This window comes from Streptomyces sp. NPDC050433, assembly GCF_044458565.1.
GTDB lineage: Bacteria > Actinomycetota > Actinomycetes > Streptomycetales > Streptomycetaceae > Streptomyces.
In genome coordinates, this window is record NZ_JBITIB010000023.1 from 25,174 (window position 1) to 46,914 (window position 21,741).

The window sequence follows — 21,741 nt, forward strand, 5'->3', positions numbered from 1 at the left end:
GTCGTCAGTGCGGCCGGTAGACCGAGACGAGGAAGGAGACCGTCACCGCGAGCGGCGTGTCCAGCGACGCGACGCTCCGGTGGACGTCTTCGAGGCCGAGGTGGTGGGCGCTCGGCCCCATCAGGATCAGATTGCGCACGTCCTGGTCGGTCATGGCCACCTCGCGCTCCACGACCTCTGTACGCTCCTGCCGGAAGTGCCCGGACAGCGTGCGGTGCAGCCGGTCCTCCTTGGCGGCGTCGACCGACAACATGCCGAGGCTCGCGGGGAGTTCGGCGAGATGACGCGCGGTGGGCGTGACCACGACGAGGGCTCCGTCCGGCCGCAGGACACGCTGGAACTCGGGCCCGTTACGGGGCGCGAAGACGTTGATCACGACGTCGGCGGCGCCGCTCACGACCGGCAGCGGCTTCCAGATGTCCCAGGTCGCTGCGCCCGCCCGGGGATGGGCCCCGGCGGCCCGGCGCAGCGCGAACTTGGAGGCGTCGAGGCCGAGTCCCACGGCTTCGGGCAGGGAGTCGAGCACGGTGGCCAGGTAGTGGCCGGTGCCCGCTCCGGCGTCCATGACGCTGCCGTCCGGCGGGCACAGCTGGGCGACGGTCCCGGCCAGCGCGCGTGCGAGCGGCGCGTAGTGGCCGGCCTTCAGGAACAGCGTCCGGGCGGTCACCATGTCCGCGCTGTCGGCGTTCGCCGCGTTCGTGCCACCGGTCAGCAGGCTGAGGTAGCCCTGGCGGGCGACGTCGAAGGAATGGCCCTCGGCACATCCGAGGGACTTGACGCCCCGCAGGGTCGTGAAGCGTGCGGGAACGCCGTGCGGGGGCGCGAGCGCTCCGCCGCACAGGGGGCACCTCAGGAGATCGAGGAGCCGGTGCCAAAGGTCGGGCGCGGCGGGCGAGTTGGACACGGCGTTCCTCCGCGACGGGCGGTCAACAAGAAGAACCCGCCCGGACGTGGCGTCCGGACGGGAACTTCTGAGATGTGGAGCTAAGGAGAATTGAACTCCTGACCTCCTGCATGCCATGCAGGCGCTCTACCAACTGAGCTATAGCCCCTTGTGACGTACCGCACTTCGGGCATCCCGTCGGCGGCGGTGCCAACATTACACGGTCCCTCATGCCCTCCGCCAAATCGTTTCCGATTTGTACCGATAGGGCTGCTACTGTCACCGTTCGTGACCGTTCTCACTCCCGTACTCACGCGGGTCACCGCCGGTCGGCGTTCCGTCCTTGTCGGCGCCGCTGTCTGCCTGTTGTCCTTCGCGGCCTTCTGGATCGCGCAGCGCCTCGCGGCGGTCTCGATGATCGACGTGATGGTCTACCGGGCCGAGGGCCGTACGGTACTCGACGGGCACGACCTCTACGCGATGCGCGCGACCCGGGCGGGTCTCCCGACGACCTACCCGCCGTTCGCCGCACTGCTGTTCACACCGCTGACCCTGCTGGGTGTCCCGGAGATGCGCACCCTCGCCACGGCGGGCAATCTCCTGCTCCTCGTCGTGTTCGTCCACCTCTCACTGAAGTTGACGTTCCGGGACGCGGTCCGGCCCGGCGCCGTGTTCTGGGTGGCGGCCGTCGCCGTCTGGTGCGAGCCGGTGTGGACGACCCTGCGTTACGGGCAGATCAATCTGCTGATCGGCGTCGCCGTCCTGTGGGACCTCACCCGGCGTGACGGGCACCGCTGGGCGGGCGTCGGTATCGGTCTCGCGACGGCGGTCAAACTGACCCCCGCGCTCTTCGCCGTCATGCTGCTGATCACCGGCGTCCTGCGATTCCGCGAGGCCGGCTGGAATCCCTGGCTGCGCAAGACCGCGACGGCGGTGGGCGCGTTCCTCACCGTCACCCTCGCGTCCGCCGTCATCCTGCCGTACGACTCCCACCGCTTCTGGACCGACATCGTCTTCCGGGCGGACCGGGTGGGGCGGGTCGAGGGCGCCGCGAACCAGTCACTGCGCGGGGTGTTCGCACGGGTGCTGCACACCACCGAGCCGTCGCACTGGTGGCTGCCGGTGGCCACCGTGGTCGCGGTGGCCGGGCTGACCGTGGCGGTGACCGCGGCCCGGCGCGGGCGGACGGCGGAGGCCACCGTCGCCTGCGCGGCCACCGCGCTGCTGATCAGCCCGATCTCCTGGTCGCACCACTGGGTCTGGTGCGTGCCGATGGTGCTGCTCCTGGTCGCGCACGGGAGGACGGAGTGGGCCGTGGCGGTGGGCGTGGGCTTCTGGTCGTACGCGCTGTGGCGGGTACCGCACGGCGCTGTCGAACGGCTTGAACTCGCCCAGAACCGCTCGCAGATGGTGCTCACGTCGCTCTACCCGACGATGGCACTGGGGCTGCTGGTGTATCTGTCGGTCGCCGACCGGAAGGAGCGGGCGCCCCTGGGCCGTACGGTGGTGAAGGAGCCGGCGGCCTACGCGGTGGCGAAGGAGTAGAAGCGCTTGAGCGTGCAGTGCTCGTCGAGGAGCCGCCCGTAGATGGGCTCGCCCTCCAACTCCCGGTATGTCTCGATGGGGTCGCCTTTTATGATCAGCGCGCGGGCGCACTCCTCGCACCAGTACTGGAACGAGGCGTTGAGCGGTTCCATGTCCCGGACGATGGGGGTACCGCTGCCGCACCAGTCGCATTTTCTCCTGTGCGCACCCATCAATCAGCTCCAGCTGTGGCCGCAGGCCGTGCACACGTAGGAAACTCCGCCGTTGTCGCCGAGTACTTGGGCCACATGGAACGAACCGCACGACGGGCAGCTCAGGCCGGTGGCCGACTCCGCCGCCGCGAGCAGGGCACCGAACGTGTCGATGCTGCTGGCGGGCATCGCGCTCTCTCCTCCCCATCCGTGCCGTCGTCCCCTCCGGCCGTCCAATTCTGTCACGGCTTCGCAAGGAGGACAGCATGATCAGGCAGGGCCGGGCCCCAGGGGGGGCGGAACGGAGAAATCCCGCCCTCGTGACGAGGACGGGATTCGGGGTGTGGAGCTAAGGAGAATTGAACTCCTGACCTCCTGCATGCCATGCAGGCGCTCTACCAACTGAGCTATAGCCCCTCATGCTCTTCGCGCTCCGCGCTGTGAACAAGAAGAACTTTAGCCTGCGATCAGCCGGAAAGTGAAATCACGTCCGGCGAGGTCCGGCGGCCCTCACCACGACCCCGGCCACCCCCGCGGCGACCGGTCGTTCACGCGTCGTCGCCGAGCACCGGCTCCGGGAGCGTGCCCGCGTTGTGCTCCTGGAGACGCCAGCCCCGCGCGCCCTCGCCCAGGACCGACCAGCAGCAGTTGGAGAGCCCGCCGAGACCTTCCCAGTGGTGCGCCTCAAGGCCGAGCAGCCGGCCGATCGTGGTACGGATCGTGCCGCCGTGGCTGACCACGACGAGCGTGCCGTTGTCGGGGAGCTTGTCCGCGTGGTGGAGCACGACGGGCGCGGCCCGGTCGGCGACCTCGGTCTCCAGCTCGCCGCCCCCGCGCCGTACGGGCTCACCGCGCTTCCACGCCAGATACTGCTCGCCGAACCGCTCCACGATCTCCTCGTGGGTCAGGCCCTGCCAGGCACCCGCGTAGGTCTCCCGGAGCGCGGCGTCGTAGCTGACGGGGAGCCCGGTCAGCGACGCCAGCTCGTGGGCCGTGGCCACGACGCGCTGGAGGTCGGAGGCGACGATCGCGTCCGGCCGCAGCGACGCCAGCAGCCGGGCGGAGCGACGGGCCTGCTCTATGCCGCCCGCCGTCAGCTCGATGTCCGTCGTGCCCTGGAAGCGGCGCTCCAGATTCCAGGACGTCTGGCCGTGCCTCCACAGAATGATCCGGCGGCCCTTGCCGCTCTTGCTGCCGTTCAGCTCAGCTCACCGTCCATGGAACCGTTCACCTCGGCGTGCTCGGCGCCCTTGCCACGGGTCTTGACGGCGTCCTCCGGCAGCGGCAGCTCCGGGCAGTCCTTCCAGAGGCGTTCGAGCGCGTAGAAGACCCGCTCCTCGCTGTGCTGGACGTGGACCACGATGTCGACGTAGTCCAGCAGGATCCAGCGGGCGTCGCGGTCGCCCTCACGGCGCACCGGCTTGGCGCCGAGGTCCTTGGAAAGACGCTCCTCGATCTCGTCCACGATCGACTTGACCTGACGGTCGTTGGGCGCGGAGGCGAGCAGGAACGCGTCGGTGATCGACAGCACGTCGCTGACGTCGTACGCGATGATGTCGTGCGCGAGCCGGTCTGCCGCCGCCTGAGCGGCGGTGTTGATGAGTTCGATGGCGCGGTCCGTGGCGGTCACAGGCGATGCTTTCGTCGGCGGTCGGAAGACCCCCAGGGTCTCACGGACCGCCGACAACCAGGCGCAGCCTTTTGATCAGCCGCTTTCGTAGTCCCCGCCGAGCGTGACCAAAACGTCGGCGTTGGGCGGGGCCTTGCCCTTCTTGACCGCGCCCGCGGGCAGTCCGAGTGTCTTGCCGACCTCTTCCGCCTGCGCCTTGTTCTTCGCGTCACCGTAGGTGACCTGCGACGACGCGGCGGCGTCGGCCGTACCGCCGTCGACGAAGGTGTAGCCGCCGTTGATGATCGAGACCCGTGCGGCCTCCGTGTCCGCCTTGTCGCCCGTGGCGTTCTTCACACCGACCCGCAGGGCGGCGCCCTGTTCGGGAGCGCTCACGGTGCCGCCGAGGATGTCCTTGACGACGGTCTCGGTCGCCTTCTCACCGAGGCTGCCGTCCTCGGCGACAGGCAGGACCGTCGTCTTGTAGTCGCCGACCTTGGCGTGCGCGGCGAGCTTCGCCAGGGCGGCGCCCAGGTCCTGCTCCGTCATCGGCGGTTCGAGGATCTGTGCCAGGGTCTCGACGGTGATCGTGGCGCCCTTGGGGTCCTCCGAGATCTTCCGCAGTACGCCCTGCATGACCGCGCCGAAGCGCTCAAGCTGCTTCACCTCGGACTCGTCGGGGCCCAGATAGGTGGCGTACGCGACGGCCGCCTGCCCGTTCAGCGTCTGTCCCTCGCCCTTGGTGACCAGCGGGTCCTCGCCTTTCTTGGCGGCCGGGACCTCGGCGTTCGTGGTGATGTCGATGTTGCCGACGAGCTCGACAAGGTTCTCCAGATAGGGGGTGTCCAGCCGCCAGGTGCCGCTGATCTTGGTGCCGAGCAGGGTGTCGACGGACTCGCGGGTGCCCTGGGAGCCGTTGTCGGCGACGGACTTGGCGAGGGTGCCGGAGGTGCCGCTCTCGCCGTCGGCCACGAGCAGGGAGTTGGGGAGGAGGACGGTGGTGCCCTGCTTGGTCGTGGCGTTGTTGACGAGCAGCGCCGTGGAGGTGCCCTTGTTCTTGGTGTTGTGCAGATTCACCATGATCACGTCGCGCTTCTGCGGCCCGGTGGCGGTGTTCCGCTGCTCCTCCTCCGCCGAGAAGCCGGGCAGCTTCCCCGCGTACCAGAGGTAGCCGACGCCGCCGACGGCGACCAGCGCCATGACCACGACCAGGGCGACGACGCGGCTACGGCCGCGGCGGCGGGCCTCCTCGCGGCGTTCGGAGCGGCTTTCGGTGAACTTGAGCCAGTCGATGACGTCTTCGGAGTCGGCGTCCGGCTCCTCTATGAAGGAGAACTGCTCCGTCTTGTACTCGCGGTCGGGCGCGGGACGCCGCTGACCGGGTACGGCGGGCTCGGGGGCCGGGGAAGGCGGCGGCGGGGGTGCGGGCGCGGGCGCGGGCGGGGGCTCCTCGACCGGTGCCGACTGCTGGTACTGCTGCTCCTGTTGCTGCTGCGGGATGTTCCACTGCGTGGTGTCGACGGCCGCGGGCTGCTGCCCGGTGTCGTAGCCGTAACCCTGCTGCTGTTGTTGCTGCTGCTGGGCGTACGGGTCGTACGGGGCCTGCTGCTGGCCGTACGGGTCGTAGCCGTAACCCTGCTGTTGCTGCTGTTGCTGCGCGTACGGGTCGTACTGCTGCGCCTGCGGCTGTTGTTGCTGCTGGCCCTGCTGTTGCTCCTGGTACACCGGCTGCCCGTACTCGTCGTAGCCCACGATCTGCGGCTGCCGCGTGTAATACGGGTCGTACGGGTCGTACGGCTGCTGGTCGTTCACCGGTGCCCCTCTCCGTGGCTCATTCGCCTCGGTACAACTGGCGCTTGTCGATGTAGCGCACCACACCGTCCGGCACCAGATACCAGACCGGATCGCCTTGCGCGACCCTTGCCCGGCAGTCGGTCGACGAGATCGCCAGCGCCGGGATCTCCACCAACGAGACGCCGCCCTTGGGGAGTCCGTCGTCCGTCAGATCGTGTCCGGGCCGGGTGACACCGATGAAGTGGGCCAGCGCGAACAGTTCTTCGGCGTCCCGCCAGCTGAGAATCTGGGACAGCGCGTCCGCCCCGGTGATGAAGAAGAGATCCGCGTCGCCGTGCTGGGAGTGCAGATCCCGCAGCGTATCGGTGGTGTAGGTCTTGCCGCCACGGTCGATGTCGATACGGCTCACCGAGAACTGCGGGTTGGAGGCCGTCGCGATGACCGTCATCAGATAGCGGTCCTCCGCCGGTGAGACCGCCGACTGGCTCTTCTGCCACGGCTGTCCCGTCGGTACGAACACCACCTCGTCGAGGTTGAACAGCGCGGCCACCTCGCTGGCCGCCACCAGGTGCCCGTGGTGGATCGGGTCGAACGTCCCACCCATCACACCGAGACGGCGCTTGCCGCCGCCTCCCGTGCCGGCGCCCGGCGCTTCCTGCTTTCCCATGCCTGCGGAGCCTACTGGCACGGCGTTGCGGTCCGTCTCAGCGATCGCGGTTGAAGCGGGTGGTGATCCAGAGCGCCAGCAGCAGCGCGAACAGCGCGCCACCGCCGGTGAGGTACGCGTTCAGGCTCTCGTGGCCACCCCCGGACTCGCCGCCCTCGGAGGCGACGGTGACCAGATTGGCGGCGGTGCTGTAGAGGCTCATCTTCGGCAGGACCTATTCGATCGGGAGCGGAGACTTCGCGCACATCGTATGCGGGCCGTTCGGGCACCCTCACGCCGACTCGGACGTTGTTGTCGACGACGGCGCACGGCGGCCCCGCACAACCGTAGTCGCACCACATACGGTGGGGGCTGTCAGGGGGACGAGCCGACGACTCGTACGAACAGGGGATTTCCATGACCGAAGACAGCCACGAGGCAGCCAGTCACGAGAATGTGCCGAGCAGGCAGCGCAAGCGCTTCCCCGGTATCTCCTCACGCGCGTACGAACATCCCGCGGACCGCTCGGCCCTGGTCGCGCTACGCAAGCTGAGCGGTTTCGACACGGTCTTCAAGGCGATGAGCGCCCTGCTGCCGGAGCGCAGCCTGCGGCTGCTGTTCCTCTCCGACTCGGTGCGCGTGAGCGACGTGCAGTTCGCGCATCTGCACACGATGCTGCTGGACGCCTGTTACATCCTGGACCTGGAGAAGGTCCCCACGATGTACGTCGCGCAGAATCCGATGCCCAACGCCATGTGCATCGGTCTCGACGAGCCGATCATCGTGGTCAACACGGGTCTCGTCGAGCTGCTGGACGAGGAGGAGATGCGCGCGGTCGTCGGCCACGAGGTGGGCCACGCGCTCTCCGGGCACTCCGTCTACCGCACGATCCTGCTCTTCCTGACGAATCTCGCGCTGAAGGTCGCCTGGATCCCGCTCGGCAATGTCGCGATCATGGCGATCGTGTCGGCGCTGCGCGAGTGGTTCCGCAAGTCGGAGCTGTCGGCGGACCGGGCGGGGCTGCTGGTCGGCCAGGACATCCAGGCGTCGATGCGCGGGCTGATGAAGATCGCGGGCGGCAACCATCTGCACGAGATGAATGTCGACGCGTTCCTGGAGCAGGCCGCGGAGTACGAGGCCGGGGGCGACCTGCGCGACTCCGTGCTCAAGATCCTCAACGTCCTGCCGCGTACGCACCCGTTCACGACGGTGCGCGCCGCGGAGCTGAAGAAGTGGGGCGAGAGCCGCGACTTCCAGCGGATCATGGACGGGCACTACCCGCGTCGTACGGAGGACAAGGACACCTCGGTCAGCGACTCGATCCGCGACTCCGCCTCGCACTACGCGGACACGGTCCGCACCAGCAAGGACCCGCTCATGAAGCTGGTCGGTGACATCGCGGGCGGCGCGGGCGACCTGGGCGGCAAGCTCCGGGACAGGTTCACGGGCGGCGGTTCGCCGGGCAACGCCGGAGGCGGCGGCAACGGCGGCAGTGGAGACAGCGGCGCCGAGGGCAACGGTGAGCGGCCGGCGGGCGACAACGGCAAGTAGCCGCCCGCACCGCCCTTACCCGCCCCCTCACCGCCGCCCTCACCGACCGCGGGGCTGTGCACGGCTGTCGAGCACGCCGCACAGCCCGGCGGTCGGCGGCCCGGTGGCGTACGGATCGGTGCCGGCCGGGCCCGTCGGTGTCGCCCTGTCGCCGGCCAGCAGCGGTCGCAGCGCGCCCGGCGACTCGGTCGAGCAGGCCTGTGGCCCCGCCTGGACCTGGCTGGTCACCAACTCCGCGCGGTGTCTGGGCAGATCCTCGCGATCGAAGCGGAAGTGCATCGTCCGCCGGACGGTGAACTGCGACGCGTCCTGCTGCCCCGCCGACGGCCCGGCCGGCCGCAGCGCGTACACGAAGGTGTGGTCCGACAGGACATCGATCGTGCCGGGCGCCGACTCAGCGAACCGCAGCGTGCCCCGTATGTGTACGGCCGACTCGGCGAGCGCCACCTTCGCCGGGTCGAAGCGCACCAGCCAGCCGGCCGGCGCGTGTCTGCCGTCGTCGGCGGGATCGGCGAAGCTCTGGTCGAACTGCGGGAGTTGGTCCGGGTCCAGCAGCACCCGCACCGAGCGCCGCTCGGTACCGGTGAGGACGTCCGGATCGACGGACGAGGCGACGAGATAGTCCTTGGCGGTGATGAGCGCGGTCATCACCTCGTTCTCCGTGAAGTGCGGTGTGCGCCGGGCCAGCGGCAGCGGGATCCCGGAGGCCCCCGTGCCGAACCGCGCGGCGGGGCTGCTCCGCAGCAGACTCTCGGGGCTGTCGCCCGGCACCGCGCCGGTCGGGGCGAGCGGAATGACCGTCATCCGCAGCGGTTCCGCCGAACGGGTGAGTGCCGGCCGGTACGGGGGCCTGACACCGACGTAGACGGCGGTGCCGAAGGCCACGGCGACCACCAGCACCAGCAGCAGCGCCTGGACCGATCCCCGGCGGGGAGTCAGCGAGCCGCCCACGGGCTTCTCGGCGGGGTCGCGTCGCCGTACGGCGTGCGAGTGGTCGCCCATGCGCTCCTTGGCGGAGAACTCCTGGAGACGGGCAGCGCGGATGAACGATTCGTCGAAGACGACGGACCGGTATTCGTCCTCGTCACCGCCGGGGGTCCCCTCAGGCGTGCCCTCGGGTGGGTCTCCGCGACCTGCCATACCTTCAGGTTAGGTCGGCTGGGCCGAACATAAACTCGGACGCCGTCCTCAGGAACGAGCCGTACCACGGAGCGTCACGGGAGCCACGGGCCTCATGGAGCGCTGCGTGGCACGGCCGAGACCTTGGGCACCGAGTACTCCGTCGAGGCCGCGGGTCCGCCGCCGCCGCGAGAGGTGTCGACACCGGTCGTCGCGGGCGGTGGCACCCGGTCCTGGCGGTTGCCCGACGCCCCGCGGTAGACGGCGGTGAACGCGAGGGCGACCATCCCGATGCCCATCACCACGGCGAGGACCCAGGCGACCGGCCGGTGCCAGCGGGCGCTGCCCCGGTAGGGGCGCAGAGCGCCGCCGTGGCGTCCGTAGGGGCCGAAGTCGCCGTTCGGGTCGTCGGGGTCGTACGAGACGCCGTACGGCTGCTCGTCGCCGTAACCGCCCCGCGGGCCGTAGCCGTCCTCGTAGCGGTCGTCGTCGGACGAGACTCCGTAGGACCGCGCGCGGGCCGCCTCGGCGTCGGCGCGCGCCTGCGCGGCGGCCAGCAGCCGCTCGACGGCGGTCGGTTCATGAACGGGTGCGGACCGGATGAAGTCCTCGTCGAACACCACGGAGGCGAAGTCCTCGTCCGCGCCTCCGCGGTCGTCGTCGGGCTCCCAGCCGTCCGGGAACGGCTTGCCCCCCACGTCGTCCGGCACCTTCTCAGAGTAGACCGGAGAGGGCGTTTTCGGCAGAGACAGTGGAGAATCCCCAGGATTCTCCGTACGACTACCGGGTGTGACCGTCGCCCGTCACGATGTACTTCGTCGACGTCAGTTCGGGCAGTCCCATCGGCCCCCGCGCGTGCAGCTTCTGCGTGGAGATACCGATCTCGGCGCCGAAGCCGAACTGGCCGCCGTCCGTGAAACGCGTCGACGCGTTGACGGCGACCGTCGTGGAATCGACCAACTGGGTGAACCTGCGGGCCGCCGCCTGCGAGGTGGTGACGATGGCCTCGGTGTGGCCGGAGGACCAGAGCCGGATATGGGCGACGGCCGCGTCGAGCGAGTCGACCACGGCGGCGGCGATGTCGTACGACAGGTACTCGGTCTCCCAGTCGTCGGCCGTGGCCGCCACGACCGTGGCCTTCGTCCCGCCCGCCTCCTCCGCGTACTCCAGCACCCGCTCGTCGCCGTGCACGGTGACCCCAGCCTCGGCGAGCGCGTCCAGCGCGCGCGGCAGGAACGCGGCGGCGATGTCCTGGTGGACCAGCAGCGTCTCGGCGGCGTTGCAGACACTGGGGCGCTGCGCCTTGGAGTTGATGAGGATGTCGACGGCCATGTCGAGATCGGTCTCGGCGTCGACGTAGACATGGCAGTTGCCGGTGCCGGTTTCGATGACGGGGACGGTGGACTCCTCGACGACCGTACGGATCAGTGAGGCGCCGCCGCGCGGGATCAGCACGTCGACCAGCCCGCGGGCGCGCATGAGTTCGCGTACGGAGTCGCGGTTCTCGCCGGGCACGAGCTGCACCGCGTCGGCCGGCAGCCCGGCCCCGCCGACGGCGTCGCGCAGCACGCGCACGAGCGCGGTGTTGGAGGAGTACGCGGAGGACGAGCCGCGCAGCAGCACGGCGTTGCCGGACTTCAGACAGAGGGCCGCCGCGTCCACGGTGACATTGGGGCGGGCCTCGTAGATGATCCCGACCACGCCGAGCGGGACGCGCACCTGGCGCAGGTCGATCCCGTTGGGCAGCGTCGATCCGCGCACGACCTCGCCGACCGGGTCGGGCAGCGCGGCCACGTCCCGTACGTCGGCGGCGATGGCCCGCACCCGCTCGGGTGTGAGGGTCAGCCGGTCGATGATCGCCTCGCTGGTGCCCGCTTCCCTGGCCCGCTCGACGTCCTCGGCGTTCGCCTTGATGATCTCCTGCGTACGGACCTCAAGGGCGTCGGCGATCGCCAGCAGTGCGTCGTCCTTGACCGAGCGCGGCAGTGGAGCGAGATCGGCGGCTGCGGAGCGGGCGCGGTAGGCGGTCCTGGTGACCGGGGTCAGGTTGTCGTACGGCGAAAGCGAGGTCATGCCCGCAGAGTAATGCGCGTACTGCGGGCACTTCCCCCGTATTCCGTACTACGAGACGGCCGGGCCCTCCACCGTGTAGGGCCGGTGGGGCCCGTCCTCCCCGTCCTCACAGCGCTGTGGGGGCTCAGAACGGGTGGACGCCCACCGGCGCGGCCGGCGGCGGGCCGTAGCCCTCCGCGATTCGCAGGTGGTAGGTCTCCCTGTCGATGACCTCCAGGCCGACGATCTCCCACGGCGGGAGTTTGGCGCTCGACCGGTGCTCGCCCCAGAGCCGCAGCGCGACAGCTGCCGCGTCGTGCAGGTCTCGGGCCTCTTCCCAGTAGCGGATCTCGGCGTGATCGGTCGCATACCGGCTGGTCAGCAGGAACGGATGGTCGTGGGCGAGCTGTTCGAGGCCCCGTCTGACCTCGGTGAGCGGCGCCTCGGGACCCGACACGCTGAGCGTGATGTGCCAGAGCTTCGACACCGCGCGGTCCTCCCCGCGCGACTGTGTCCTCCGGGACGTGCCCGGCTCCTGTGCGTCATCGAAGGCGTCGTGGTCGCCGTGATCGCCGTAGTCGAAGTCCGGCCCCGCTCCGACGCTGGTCAGTGTCCGCTCTTCCCCCGCGGCCCTCCGGGCGTGCACGGTGCCTCCTCCTGACCCGAGGGACCCCGCCCCCGGGCGCGTTCGTCTCACCGGCGGCCTCCTGTTGTCGCTTCGTCGTACTGCTACCCCGCCTCTTGCCCCTGAGACAAAGTTGACCAGCCCGGAGCAGGGCATGGGGTGCTTTCGGTAAAGGTCCCTTCCAAAAAACCGGACTTTCAGCCGTTTCAGGGGACGTCAAGGATGCAGGATGACCAGATCGTCCCTGTGTACGACCTCCCGCTCGTAGGCGGGCCCCAGATCCCGCGCCAGATCGCGGGTGGAGCGGCCGAGGAGCTGGGGAATCTCCTTGGCGTCGAAGTTGACGAGACCACGGGCCACGGCCCGGCCCGCCGTGTCGCGCAGCTCGACCGGATCGCCCGCGCTGAACTCGCCTTCCACCGAGGCGATCCCGGCCGGGAGCAGCGAGGTGCGGCGCTCCACGACGGCCCGTACGGCGCCGTCGTCGAGGGTCAGCGCGCCCTGCGGCGTCGACGCGTGGGCGAGCCAGAGCAGCCGGTCGGCGGACCGGCGCCCGGTTCGGCCGAAGTAGGTGCCCGTGTCGCGCCCGGCCAGACCGTCGCCCGCGTGCCCGGCCGACGTCAGTACGACGGGGATGCCCGCGGCGGCGGCGATCCTGGCCGCCTCGACCTTGGTGACCATGCCGCCGGTGCCCAGCCCGGCCTTGCCCGCGCTGCCCATGGAGACGCCGACCAGGTCGTCGGGGCCGTCGACGCGGGCGATCCGTGAGCTGCCGGGCTTGGCGGGGTCGCCGTCGTACAGGCCGTCGACGTCCGAGAGCAGGACGAGCAGGTCGGCGCGGACGAGATGGGCGACGAGCGCGGCCAGCCGGTCGTTGTCGCCGAAGCGGATCTCCTCGGTGGCGACGGTGTCGTTCTCGTTGACGACCGGGACGGTGCCCATGGTGAGCAACTGGTCGAGCGTGCGGTAGGCGTTGCGGTAGTGGGAGCGACGGCTGGTGTCGTCGCTGGTGAGCAGGACCTGGCCGACGCGGATCCCGTAACGCGAGAAGGACGAGGCGTAGCGGGCGACGAGCAGCCCCTGCCCGACGCTGGCCGCCGCCTGCTGGCGGGCGAGGTCGCGTGGTCGGCGGGCGAGCCCGAGCGGTGCGAGCCCGGCGGCGATGGCACCGCTGGAGACGAGCACGATCTCCTTCTCACCACCGGAGCGGGCTTTGGCGAGTACGTCGACGAGAGCGTCGACCCGATCGGCGTCGAGCCCACCGGCGGCGGTGGTGAGCGAGGAGGAGCCGACCTTGACGACGATCCTGCGGGCTTCCGTTACGTACTGCCTTGCCACTGTCACGGCCCGAATGTATGCCAGCGAACCCTTCCGGCGCGCAGCTGTTTCACGCGCTGGACAGGGGGGCGGGGTGCACGGGAGGGGTGCTGCCGGCGACCCGCGACCGCGCGGCACGGGGCAGCCTGGCGGAGCGACTCCGGCGGGACGCGCTACGCGTCGGGCGGGCGTCCTGGCCCGTCCGGTCAGGGCCTGCCTGGCGGCAGGTACAGGCCCCAGCCTGGGCGGCTCACGCGCGTACGGCCGGGGCAACCCCGACAGGGGCCGGCCCGGCCGTACGCGCGCGTGCGGCTCGTCGTGTCAGCGGGCGACCGGTGCCTGCGTGCCGTTCGGCTCCGTGGCGTCGGTCGGCGCCTGGGCCGTGGCAGTCGCCGCGCCCTCCGCCTCCGGGTCGGCCGCGGGTTCGCGTTCCGGCTCCGTGCCCGGCTGTTCCTGGGCGTTCAGCCGCTGCTCCACTCCCGCGTTGCGGGCCTCCGCCTTGGCGCCCAGGGCGGCCACCGCGGCGTTGAACTGCTCGATCGACGTCGGCTTGTCCGGACCGAGCAGATACGTCTTCAGCTCGCGCCTGGCCGACGCCAGCCGGTCCGCCGCCGGATCGGCGACCGCCGACAACAACTCGTCCAGTTCCGCCGCGCTGTTGGACAGCACGACCGCGGCCCGCACGGCGGTGTTCTGCCGCTTGAACTCCTCGACACCCACCTGCGCCGAGTCCGTCACCGCGTACGGCTTGCCGCTCGCGATGAAGTCCGACACCACGCTGGAGATGTCCGAAACCATGCCGTCGGACTGGTTGAAGCAGTCGTACAACTTGGGCTCGGCGCCCGTCACGACCTTGTGCTCCCACCACCCGAAGGTGCGCCAGTACGCGTCGTTCCACTCGGCCCGCAGCGCCTTCGCGCGGTCCAGGCGCTCCGGGTCCGCGAGCGAGACGCGCGACTCCTCCGACTCGTCGCCGCCGGAGCGGCCGGGGGCGGTGAGCGCGGCCAGCCGCTCCTCGATACGGGTCAGCTCGGCGCGCGCGGCGGCCTGTCCGGCCTGGGCGTCCGCCGTCTCCTTCGCCCAGCGCGGCTCCGCGGCGCGTGCCACGTTCGCCGCGTTCACCATCGCCGTGATCCGCTCGTGGACGGCCTTGGCCTTCTTGTCGCGGATCCCGGTGAAGGGGTGCGGCTTGTAGATGACCCGTACGGGCTTCTCCGCCTTCAGCAGCCGCTTGACGATGTTCTCGCCGGCCAGCAGGAGCGAGGTGTTGCCCGGGTTGTCGTCCCAGCCCTCCCAGGTGGGGGCGTACAGGATCGTCGGTACGGGGTGCCCCGGCGCGCCCGAGCCGGTCTTGATCGGCGCCAGCTGCGGGCGGCCCACCTCGACGATGTCGTCGTCGCGTACGCCGACGTCGGCCAGCGCGTAGCGGTCGCGGCCGGCCCGGCCGGCCGTCCACACCTCGTCGTACACCTTGCTGAACGGGTTGACGCTGGCGATCTTGTCGCTGTCGCCGTGGCCGATGAAGACGTGCTTCATGGTCGGCACACGCAGCAGGTGGATGTTCTTGCCGACGTTCGCCGCGTAGAGCGCTACCCGGACCGACGACAGGTCGAGGTTCATCAGGTGCGTACCGCCGGGGACGCAGAGCACCGGCAGCCAGGTCGGGGCGAGTTGGGTCATGATGGCCCGCTCGCGCAGGATGACCAGCGGCCGGCCCTCGGACTGCTCCAGGGTCTCCAGCCACATGTTGACCTGGTAGGCGGACTCCTTGGAGCCGGAGAAGTACAGGACCAACGAAGGCTGGTACTCCCGCAGCCAGTTGTCCACGGCTCCGAGGACGACGGGCGGTGTCGGGACGCGGCGGCTGCGGCGCAGGTACGGCACGAGCAGCAGGATGTAGATCGCGCCGAGGACGAGGGTGACGCCGAGTCCCGCGTAGCCGTACGCGTCGGTGCCGGTCTGGGCGGCGACGAGCAGACCGGCGATCGCGAACACGTCGAGGTGCAGCATCTTCTCGGCGGACCGGTTGACCAGATAGGTCGGCGGGGCGTCCGGGATACGTACGGCGTGCAGGTCCACGTTGCGCGCGACGACCGGCATACCGCGGCGCAGCCGGATCAGGGTCGCCAGCGCGCCCTGCGGTGCCTGGAGGCCGTAGAAGAGCAGGAATCCGGCGACCGCCGCGTAGAACAGGGGCTGTTCGGCCAGATCCATCCGGGCCAGGAGCAGCACCAGCAGCAACTGGCGTACCAGGAAGCGGATCGACAGACCGGCCCGCACCTTGTTGAGCCGGTTGATGAGATAGCTGTTCCGCTGATGCAGGAATCGGTCGGCGCCGTAGGTCACGGCGCAGGCCGCCACGAAGAACCAGAGGTTCGGGATCAGCGCTGCGAGCATGACGCAGGGGTACCCCAGCCCGAGGAGGGCTGCCGCGGCCAGCTCGGCTCGGCTGCCCACTCGGGCCAGGCGGATGGCGGTCGAAATCACGAAGAACCTGCTCCAGGGGGGTGCCGGTTATTTCACAGTTGGCGGGAATTGTGAAGCCTGGGCTTCACGCACACGGGCCTCTGCAATTCACCGATCAGGTGAACGCAAAGGCCCGTAAATGCAAACTTGTGGAGAATTATTACACATCTTCCTGGCGGTCAAGGACCGACGCCAGCGCCTGCTCGAATCCGGAGGCTTCGGAAGAGGCTTCCCGAGTCGGGTCCTGCTGCCGGACGTCGATCACATGACCGGTCAGTTCGGAGAGCAGAACGTCGAGCGACGTGCGGGCCACGGCCTCCGAGGAGAGCAGAGAGCCGGCGGGCTCCTCGCCGAAGGCCTTGGTACGCATCGGGGTCGCGGTGCGCTCCGGATTGACGCAATTCACCCGGATGCCGTCACCCGCCCATTCGTCGGAGAGGGCCTGGGTGAGATTCACCATGGCCGCCTTGGTCGACGAATAGAGGCTGTATTCGGCGCGACCGCGGGTGTAACTGCTCGATGTGTAGAGCAGCAGCTGGCCCTTCGTCTCGGCCAGATACTTGTACGAGGCGCGGGCGATCTGGACGGGCGCCAGGTAATTGACGTTCAGCGCTTCCTGAATCGTCGTGTTGTCCGTCTCGGCCAGCTTGCCGATACGCAGCACGCCCGCCGTGTTGATCACGTAGTCGATCCGGCCGGTCGCCGAGTACGCCTTCGACAGCGCGTCGTCGACATGTTCCGGGTTCTCGACGTGTGTGCCGGTGGTGGAGCGGCCCAGCGCGTACACGTTCGCGCCGTACCGCTCGGCGAGGGCCGCGATGTCGGCGCCGATGCCGTACGAACCGCCGAAGACCACCAGCGTCTTGCCGGACAGCAGTTCGCGGTAGGCCGCCTCGTCCGCCTGCACGGGGGCGGCGGTGGAGGCGAGTTGGAACAGCTTGTCGGCGATGAAGACATCGACCGGCTGCGTCACCTTCATGTTGTACTCGTCGCCCGCCACCACATAGATGGGCACGTCGGGCAGATAGCGCAGGACCACCGAACAGTCGTCGGTGGCCTGGAAGTTGGGATCGCCCGCCGCGATCTCGTACGCCTTGCGGATCGTGGACAGCTTGAACGCCTGGGGCGTCTGGCCGCGCCGCAGCCGCGAGCGGTCGGGGACCTCGGTGATGAACTCGCCGTCGCCGCCGTGGGTGCGGGTCACGATGATCGTGTCGGCCGAGGGGATCGCGACGTCGACGGCGTCGTACCGGTCGAGCGCGTCCACGCAGTCCTTGATGACGCGCTGTGACAGAAGCGGACGGACGGCGTCATGGAACAGGACGTTGCGGTCCTCGCCGTCGGCGAGGCCCTCGCCCAGCGCCGAAATGGCGCGCTCCGTGGTCTCGTTGCGCGTCTGGCCGCCCTCGATGACCTTTGTCACCTTGGTGAGACCGGCCTTGGCGACGATCTTCTCCACGTCGGGCACGAAACCCGGCGCCATCAGCACGATCACGTCGTCGATCGAGTCGGACTGCTCGAAGATCGACAGTGTGTGCTCGATGACAGCCTTCCCCGCGATCTTCAGCAACTGCTTGGGGATCGACAGGCCCACGCGCTGGCCGGTACCACCGGCGAGCACGACTGCCGTGGTGCGGGGATGGGCTGCATGCGGCACAGACACAGAACGACCTACCTTGAGACGAGTGGGGAACGCTGTGATGGTCGCACTCTCCGTGACCGTCTCGCAAGGCGGACGCCGGATGGCCCTCACCTACAGGAAACCATCCGTTCACCCTCTGGCCAGCCACATTGGGTCGACATTCGGCCAAGTACGGCGTGACCGACACCACATCGGCACGCCGACCCGGCATGCACCTCCACCGGACCTCTACTTCGCGTCCGCTATTTCCCAACCGCGTTGTAAGCGCTGCGTAAGGGATACATAAGGGATATCCCCTGCTCGTCCGGTGTTTCAGCTCTCCATGGAAAGATTGCCGCGCTATTTCAGCGGTGCGTCCGCCACGTTGACGATGAGGTCGTTGGTCCCCATGTACATGATTCGTACCCGCACCCACTGGGCCGGCCGGCTCCTCAGTTTACGGACCACTCTGCGCAACGGTCCCCACGGTCTGCTTTTGCGCACTTCCGTGAACGGATATTCGTAGATCGGCCGCTTCTCCACCACGTCGTCGAGCACCCGCGCGACCTTCACCGGCGCGGCGTCCGGGGCGTACTTGAGCAGCAGGTCCCACGACTCCGACGTGGCGATCTGCCGCCCGGCCGGTCCCGAAGCGGGGAAGGTGAAGCGGAATCCCCGCTCCCCCTGTCTGCTGCCCGCGTACGTCAACTCCTCGGCGGGCTTGCCCCGTCGGCGTACCACCAGCGAGGGCTCCCGCACCATCGCGCCCGCACCGAAAAGCTCACCCGCGAGCGTGATGCGCTTGCCGTCGACGCGGATGTCACCGGCCTCCGCGTGGATCGGCCGGACCCATGAGCGGAGCGTGAGGTGCTTGTGGGGCCGGCTCGCGTACGGGACGAGATTGTGGACGGGCTCCCCGTCCTCGCCGCGCCGCGCGCGTTCGCAGGCGCTCATCGCGCCGCGCTGGTCGATGGAGCGGGCCGTGATCCGCACCCGGCGTCCGGATTCCGGGAGTTCGGCGAAGCACTCCCAGACGCCCTCGGTGAACTCCGTGTCCGCCGGAATCGTGACCGCGCCGTTGCCGGACAGCGGGAAGACGCGCGCCTCCGTACGGATGTCGGCGCGTACGCAGACCAGTTTCATCCCCTCATGGACGACCGCCGCGGCCTGCGGGGCGACGAGGGAGACGGCCAGCGCGCCACCGGGCTCCACCACACAGTCGGCGACCGGTGCGAAGTCGCCCAGGGCCGCGCGCTGGGCGGCGACCGTCCGCAGCTCGCCGAACAACTCCTCGTACTTCTTGGCGACCTGGCCGGGGTCGAAGCGGGAGGCGTTGCGTACGGCCGCCGCGCTCATCCGGCGGCGCAGCGGTTCGTCGTCGATGAGCGTGAGCAGCGCGTCGGCGACCGCACCGGGATCCGAGACCGGCACCAACAGGCCGTCCACTCCGTGCTGGAGAATCTCCCGAGGGCCGTAGTCGCAGTCGCTGCTGACGACCGGCAGCCCGCAGCGCATGGCCTCCACGAGCGTCATGCCGAAGGACTCGTGGCGCGAGGTGGACGCGGCGATGGCACCCTTCGCCCACTCCGGCTCGATGGGCGAGACCGAGCCCATGAGACGCACGCTGTTGTAGAGGCCGAGCCGGTCGATCTGCCGGCGGAGGTTCTCCTTCTCCGGTCCCGCGCCGTAGATCCGCAGGTCCCACTCCGGGCGCGCGGCGACGACCTTGGCGAAGGCGTCGACGAGCACGCTGTACTGCTTCTCGGCGGAGAGCCGCCCGGCGGCGACGATCGTCGTGCCCGAGCCGGTGGACGGCTCGATCGGCGGCTCGGGGACGCTGTTGGAGACGGCGAGCACGCGGGTCGCGGGCAGCGGCATCTGCGCGCGGTAGACGGCGGCGTCGCCCTCGGAGACGGTGACGTACGCGTCGAGCGCGTCGATGTGCTGGTACATCTCGTTGCGCAGCGCGGGCTTGTGGTGGTTGTACGTCATGTGCTCCTGGCCGATGAGCACGGCGCTGGCCGGGGCGAACTGGGCGACGTACGCGGCGAGTCCGGGCCGGGTCCCGATGACGACGTCGGCGTCCGAGTCCGCGTAGTGGTCCCTGACGCGCTCGTCGGTCAGCTTGCTGTACTCGCGGTAGCGGGCCTCGTGCCGAGGGAAGTACTCGGCGGGCTGGAGATGGAGCGGGTGGTCCTTCTCGTACGTGGGGGACTCCTTCCAGGTGTGGACGAGCGGGACGAGAGTGATGCGCGGGTCGATGTCGAAGAGCGGAACGGGCCGGTGCTTGAAGACGGAGACGATCTCCACCTCATGCTGCTCGGCGAACTCCTCCGCGAGGTTCAGCGTGGTGCGGATGGTGCCGCCGATGCCATAGATGGTGTGGATGAGGAAGGAGATCTTCATCAACGCTCCGTTCGGTGTACGAGATCCTGGGCGGTCGTTCCCAAGTTCCCCTTCAGATCCGGACGGGTTCACGCGGCCCGCCGGCCGCCCCCTCATGCAAGACAGGCGAACGCGGCCGACAGTTGTGGTGAGCACTTGAAAAGGAACCGCATGCCCATTATTCCGGCCATATCGCTCCATGCGCGCAGTTGTCTTTCGGCCACGCCGCGCGTCGCGGGGACCGCGCACGACGAAGGCCGTGGCCCGCTCCCTCGGGAGCGGGCCACGGCCTTGGTTGCGGGTGGCGTCACGGCTCGAAATCGACGCTTACGGAACCGAACGGGTATCCGGTTCGAGCCGCGACCGGCCTACGCTCGAACTGGATTCGCAGCGGATTCGCATGGGGTCCGCACCGGGTCCGCACCCGGTCCGAACAGACATCGAACAGCCAGAACAGCTAGAACGGCTTGAAGTCGTCGTACTCCTTGTCCGCCTCGTCCCGTTCCGCGTCCCGGTCCCTGCGCCGTACGGCGGCCGGTCGGGGCGCCTCCAGACGGTGGTCCTCGCCGCGCCGGCCGAGCATCTCGGCGCCGGCCATCACCGTCGGCTCCCAGTCGAAGACGACCGCGTCGTCCTCGGGGCCGATCGCGACACCGTCACCGGAGCGGGCGCCAGCCTTCATCAGTTCGGCCTCGACACCGAGCCGGCTGAGCCGGTCCGCGAGATAGCCGACCGCCTCGTCGTTGTTGAAGTCGGTCTGCCTGACCCAGCGTTCGGGCTTCTCGCCGCGTACGCGGTAGAGGCCGTCCTCCTCCAGCTCGACGGTGAAGCCCGAGTCGTCGACCGCCTTGGGCCGGATGACGACCCTGGTGGCCTCCTCCACGGGCTTGGCGGCGCGCTGGGCGGCGATGGTTTCGGCGAGCGCGAAGGAGAGCTCCTTGAGGCCGGTACGGGCCACGGCGGACACCTCGTACACGCGCAGGCCGCGCGCCTCCAGCTCGGGACGGATCATCTCGGCGAGGTCCAGGCCGTCCGGGATGTCGATCTTGTTGAGGACCGCGATACGGGGGCGGTCTTCGAGGCCGCCGTACTGCTTCAGCTCCTCCTCGATCATGTCGAGGTCGGAGATGGGATCGCGGTCGGACTCCAGCGTGGCGGTGTCCAGGATGTGTACGAGGACGGAGCAGCGCTCCACATGGCGCAGGAACTCCAGACCGAGACCGCGGCCCTGGCTGGCGCCCGGAATCAGACCGGGGACGTCCGCGATGGTGTAGACGGTCGAACCGGCCGTGACGACGCCCAGGTTGGGGACGAGCGTGGTGAACGGGTAGTCGGCGATCTTGGGCTTGGCCGCGGAGAGCACGGAGATCAGCGACGACTTGCCCGCGCTCGGATAGCCGACGAGCGCGACGTCGGCGACGGTCTTCAGCTCCAGGACGATGTCGCCGGAGCGGCCGGGCTCGCCGAGGAGCGCGAAGCCGGGGGCCTTGCGGCGGGCGGAGGCGAGAGCGGCGTTGCCGAGACCGCCCCGGCCGCCCTCGGCGGCGACGTAGGCGGTGCCCTGGCCGACGAGGTCGGCGAGGACGTTGCCCTTCCTATCGAGGACGACCGTCCCGTCGGGGACGGGCAGGACGAGGTCCTGACCGTCCTTGCCGGACCGGTTGCCGCCCTCGCCGGGCCGGCCGTTGGTGGCCTTGCGGTGCGGCGAGTGGTGGTACTCGAGGAGCGTGGTCACCGACTGGTCGACGACCAGGGTGACGTCTCCGCCCCGGCCGCCGGTGCCGCCGTCGGGGCCGCCGAGCGGCTTGAACTTCTCACGGTGGACGGAGGCGCAGCCGTGGCCTCCGCTACCCGCGGCGACATGCAGCTCGACGCGGTCCACGAAGGTGGTCATGGTGGTGCCTCCAGTTACGTACGGAAAGTCTTGCCTTCAGGCA

Annotated in this window: 19 protein-coding genes and 2 tRNA genes; 2 read left to right on the forward strand and 19 right to left on the reverse strand. The window is 69.6% G+C overall.

All coding sequences use genetic code 11. From position 1 onward, the window contains the following. Positions 1–4: 4 nt before the first annotated feature. Both ACIBLA_RS26025 and ACIBLA_RS26030 read right to left on the reverse strand, forming a co-directional pair. Positions 5–904 carry a putative RNA methyltransferase gene (locus ACIBLA_RS26025; RefSeq protein WP_399200057.1) on the reverse strand — a complete coding sequence of 300 codons (900 nt, stop codon included), beginning with the start codon at positions 902–904 and terminating at the stop codon, positions 5–7. Between the two features lie 75 nt (positions 905–979). Beyond that, positions 980–1,052: transfer RNA gene (locus ACIBLA_RS26030), tRNA-Ala, on the reverse strand. Positions 1,053–1,171: 119 nt separating this feature from the next. Here ACIBLA_RS26030 and ACIBLA_RS26035 point away from each other — a divergent pair. Next, entirely contained in the window at positions 1,172–2,428 is a 1,257-nt protein-coding gene (locus ACIBLA_RS26035) for a glycosyltransferase 87 family protein (RefSeq protein WP_363242363.1), read from the forward strand. On the opposite strand, the gene ACIBLA_RS26040 is transcribed toward ACIBLA_RS26035, so the two are convergent. The 8 genes from ACIBLA_RS26040 to ACIBLA_RS26075 all read right to left on the reverse strand — a co-directional run bounded on the left by ACIBLA_RS26040 (position 2,407) and on the right by ACIBLA_RS26075 (position 6,891). Beyond that, a complete protein-coding gene (locus ACIBLA_RS26040) occupies positions 2,407–2,640 on the reverse strand; it encodes a hypothetical protein (RefSeq protein ID WP_363242364.1) in 234 nt (77 codons plus the stop codon). The two genes, ACIBLA_RS26035 and ACIBLA_RS26040, sit on opposite strands and share 22 nt — an antisense overlap. 3 nt (positions 2,641–2,643) lie before the next feature. Next, the gene (locus tag ACIBLA_RS26045; RefSeq protein WP_363242365.1) at positions 2,644–2,808 is read right to left on the reverse strand and encodes a hypothetical protein; all 165 of its coding nucleotides are present in this window, start codon (positions 2,806–2,808) and stop codon (positions 2,644–2,646) included. A gap of 155 nt (positions 2,809–2,963) precedes the next feature. Then, a tRNA-Ala gene (locus ACIBLA_RS26050) sits at positions 2,964–3,036 on the reverse strand. A gap of 131 nt (positions 3,037–3,167) precedes the next feature. Next, positions 3,168–3,821 carry a histidine phosphatase family protein gene (locus tag ACIBLA_RS26055; protein WP_363242454.1) on the reverse strand — a complete coding sequence of 218 codons (654 nt, stop codon included), beginning with the start codon at positions 3,819–3,821 and terminating at the stop codon, positions 3,168–3,170. Then, a complete protein-coding gene (gene rsfS, locus ACIBLA_RS26060; RefSeq protein WP_363242366.1) occupies positions 3,818–4,249 on the reverse strand; it encodes a ribosome silencing factor in 432 nt (143 codons plus the stop codon). Before rsfS ends, ACIBLA_RS26055 begins: the two co-directional genes overlap by 4 nt. A gap of 75 nt (positions 4,250–4,324) precedes the next feature. After that, positions 4,325–6,040: an LCP family protein gene (locus tag ACIBLA_RS26065; RefSeq protein WP_399200058.1), complete on the reverse strand. Its 1,716-nt coding sequence runs from the start codon at positions 6,038–6,040 to the stop codon at positions 4,325–4,327. A 19-nt stretch (positions 6,041–6,059) separates the two neighbouring features. Next, on the reverse strand, positions 6,060–6,689 hold the full coding sequence (gene nadD / locus ACIBLA_RS26070; protein WP_363242368.1) for a nicotinate-nucleotide adenylyltransferase: 630 nt from the start codon (positions 6,687–6,689) through the stop codon (positions 6,060–6,062). A 37-nt stretch (positions 6,690–6,726) separates the two neighbouring features. Beyond that, entirely contained in the window at positions 6,727–6,891 is a 165-nt protein-coding gene (locus ACIBLA_RS26075) for a hypothetical protein (RefSeq protein ID WP_363242369.1), read from the reverse strand. A gap of 194 nt (positions 6,892–7,085) precedes the next feature. Here ACIBLA_RS26075 and ACIBLA_RS26080 point away from each other — a divergent pair, with 194 nt between their 5' ends. Next, entirely contained in the window at positions 7,086–8,219 is a 1,134-nt protein-coding gene (locus ACIBLA_RS26080) for a M48 family metallopeptidase (protein ID WP_363242370.1), read from the forward strand. Positions 8,220–8,258: 39 nt separating this feature from the next. On the opposite strand, the gene ACIBLA_RS26085 is transcribed toward ACIBLA_RS26080, so the two are convergent. From ACIBLA_RS26085 to obgE, 9 genes are all read right to left on the reverse strand, one after another. Further along, on the reverse strand, positions 8,259–9,359 hold the full coding sequence (locus ACIBLA_RS26085; RefSeq protein ID WP_363242371.1) for a hypothetical protein: 1,101 nt from the start codon (positions 9,357–9,359) through the stop codon (positions 8,259–8,261). Positions 9,360–9,451: 92 nt separating this feature from the next. Beyond that, a complete protein-coding gene (locus ACIBLA_RS26090; RefSeq protein WP_363242372.1) occupies positions 9,452–10,048 on the reverse strand; it encodes a hypothetical protein in 597 nt (198 codons plus the stop codon). Between the two features lie 70 nt (positions 10,049–10,118). Then, positions 10,119–11,411 carry a glutamate-5-semialdehyde dehydrogenase gene (locus ACIBLA_RS26095; RefSeq protein ID WP_363242373.1) on the reverse strand — a complete coding sequence of 431 codons (1,293 nt, stop codon included), beginning with the start codon at positions 11,409–11,411 and terminating at the stop codon, positions 10,119–10,121. Between the two features lie 124 nt (positions 11,412–11,535). Next, complete coding sequence (locus tag ACIBLA_RS26100) at positions 11,536–12,087, reverse strand: hypothetical protein (RefSeq protein WP_363242374.1); 552 nt, start codon at positions 12,085–12,087, stop codon at positions 11,536–11,538. Positions 12,088–12,231: 144 nt separating this feature from the next. Then, positions 12,232–13,359 (reverse strand): glutamate 5-kinase, encoded by a 1,128-nt coding sequence (proB, locus tag ACIBLA_RS26105; RefSeq protein ID WP_363242375.1) that lies wholly within the window; start codon positions 13,357–13,359, stop codon positions 12,232–12,234. Between the two features lie 294 nt (positions 13,360–13,653). Further along, complete coding sequence (locus tag ACIBLA_RS26110) at positions 13,654–15,819, reverse strand: hypothetical protein (protein ID WP_399200059.1); 2,166 nt, start codon at positions 15,817–15,819, stop codon at positions 13,654–13,656. Positions 15,820–15,958: 139 nt separating this feature from the next. Then, positions 15,959–17,461 (reverse strand): bifunctional cytidylyltransferase/SDR family oxidoreductase, encoded by a 1,503-nt coding sequence (locus ACIBLA_RS26115; RefSeq protein ID WP_363242377.1) that lies wholly within the window; start codon positions 17,459–17,461, stop codon positions 15,959–15,961. Positions 17,462–17,779: 318 nt separating this feature from the next. Further along, complete coding sequence (locus ACIBLA_RS26120; protein ID WP_363242378.1) at positions 17,780–19,825, reverse strand: glycosyltransferase family 4 protein; 2,046 nt, start codon at positions 19,823–19,825, stop codon at positions 17,780–17,782. A 436-nt stretch (positions 19,826–20,261) separates the two neighbouring features. Beyond that, complete coding sequence (gene obgE, locus ACIBLA_RS26125; protein WP_363242379.1) at positions 20,262–21,698, reverse strand: GTPase ObgE; 1,437 nt, start codon at positions 21,696–21,698, stop codon at positions 20,262–20,264. Positions 21,699–21,741: the final 43 nt, after the last annotated feature.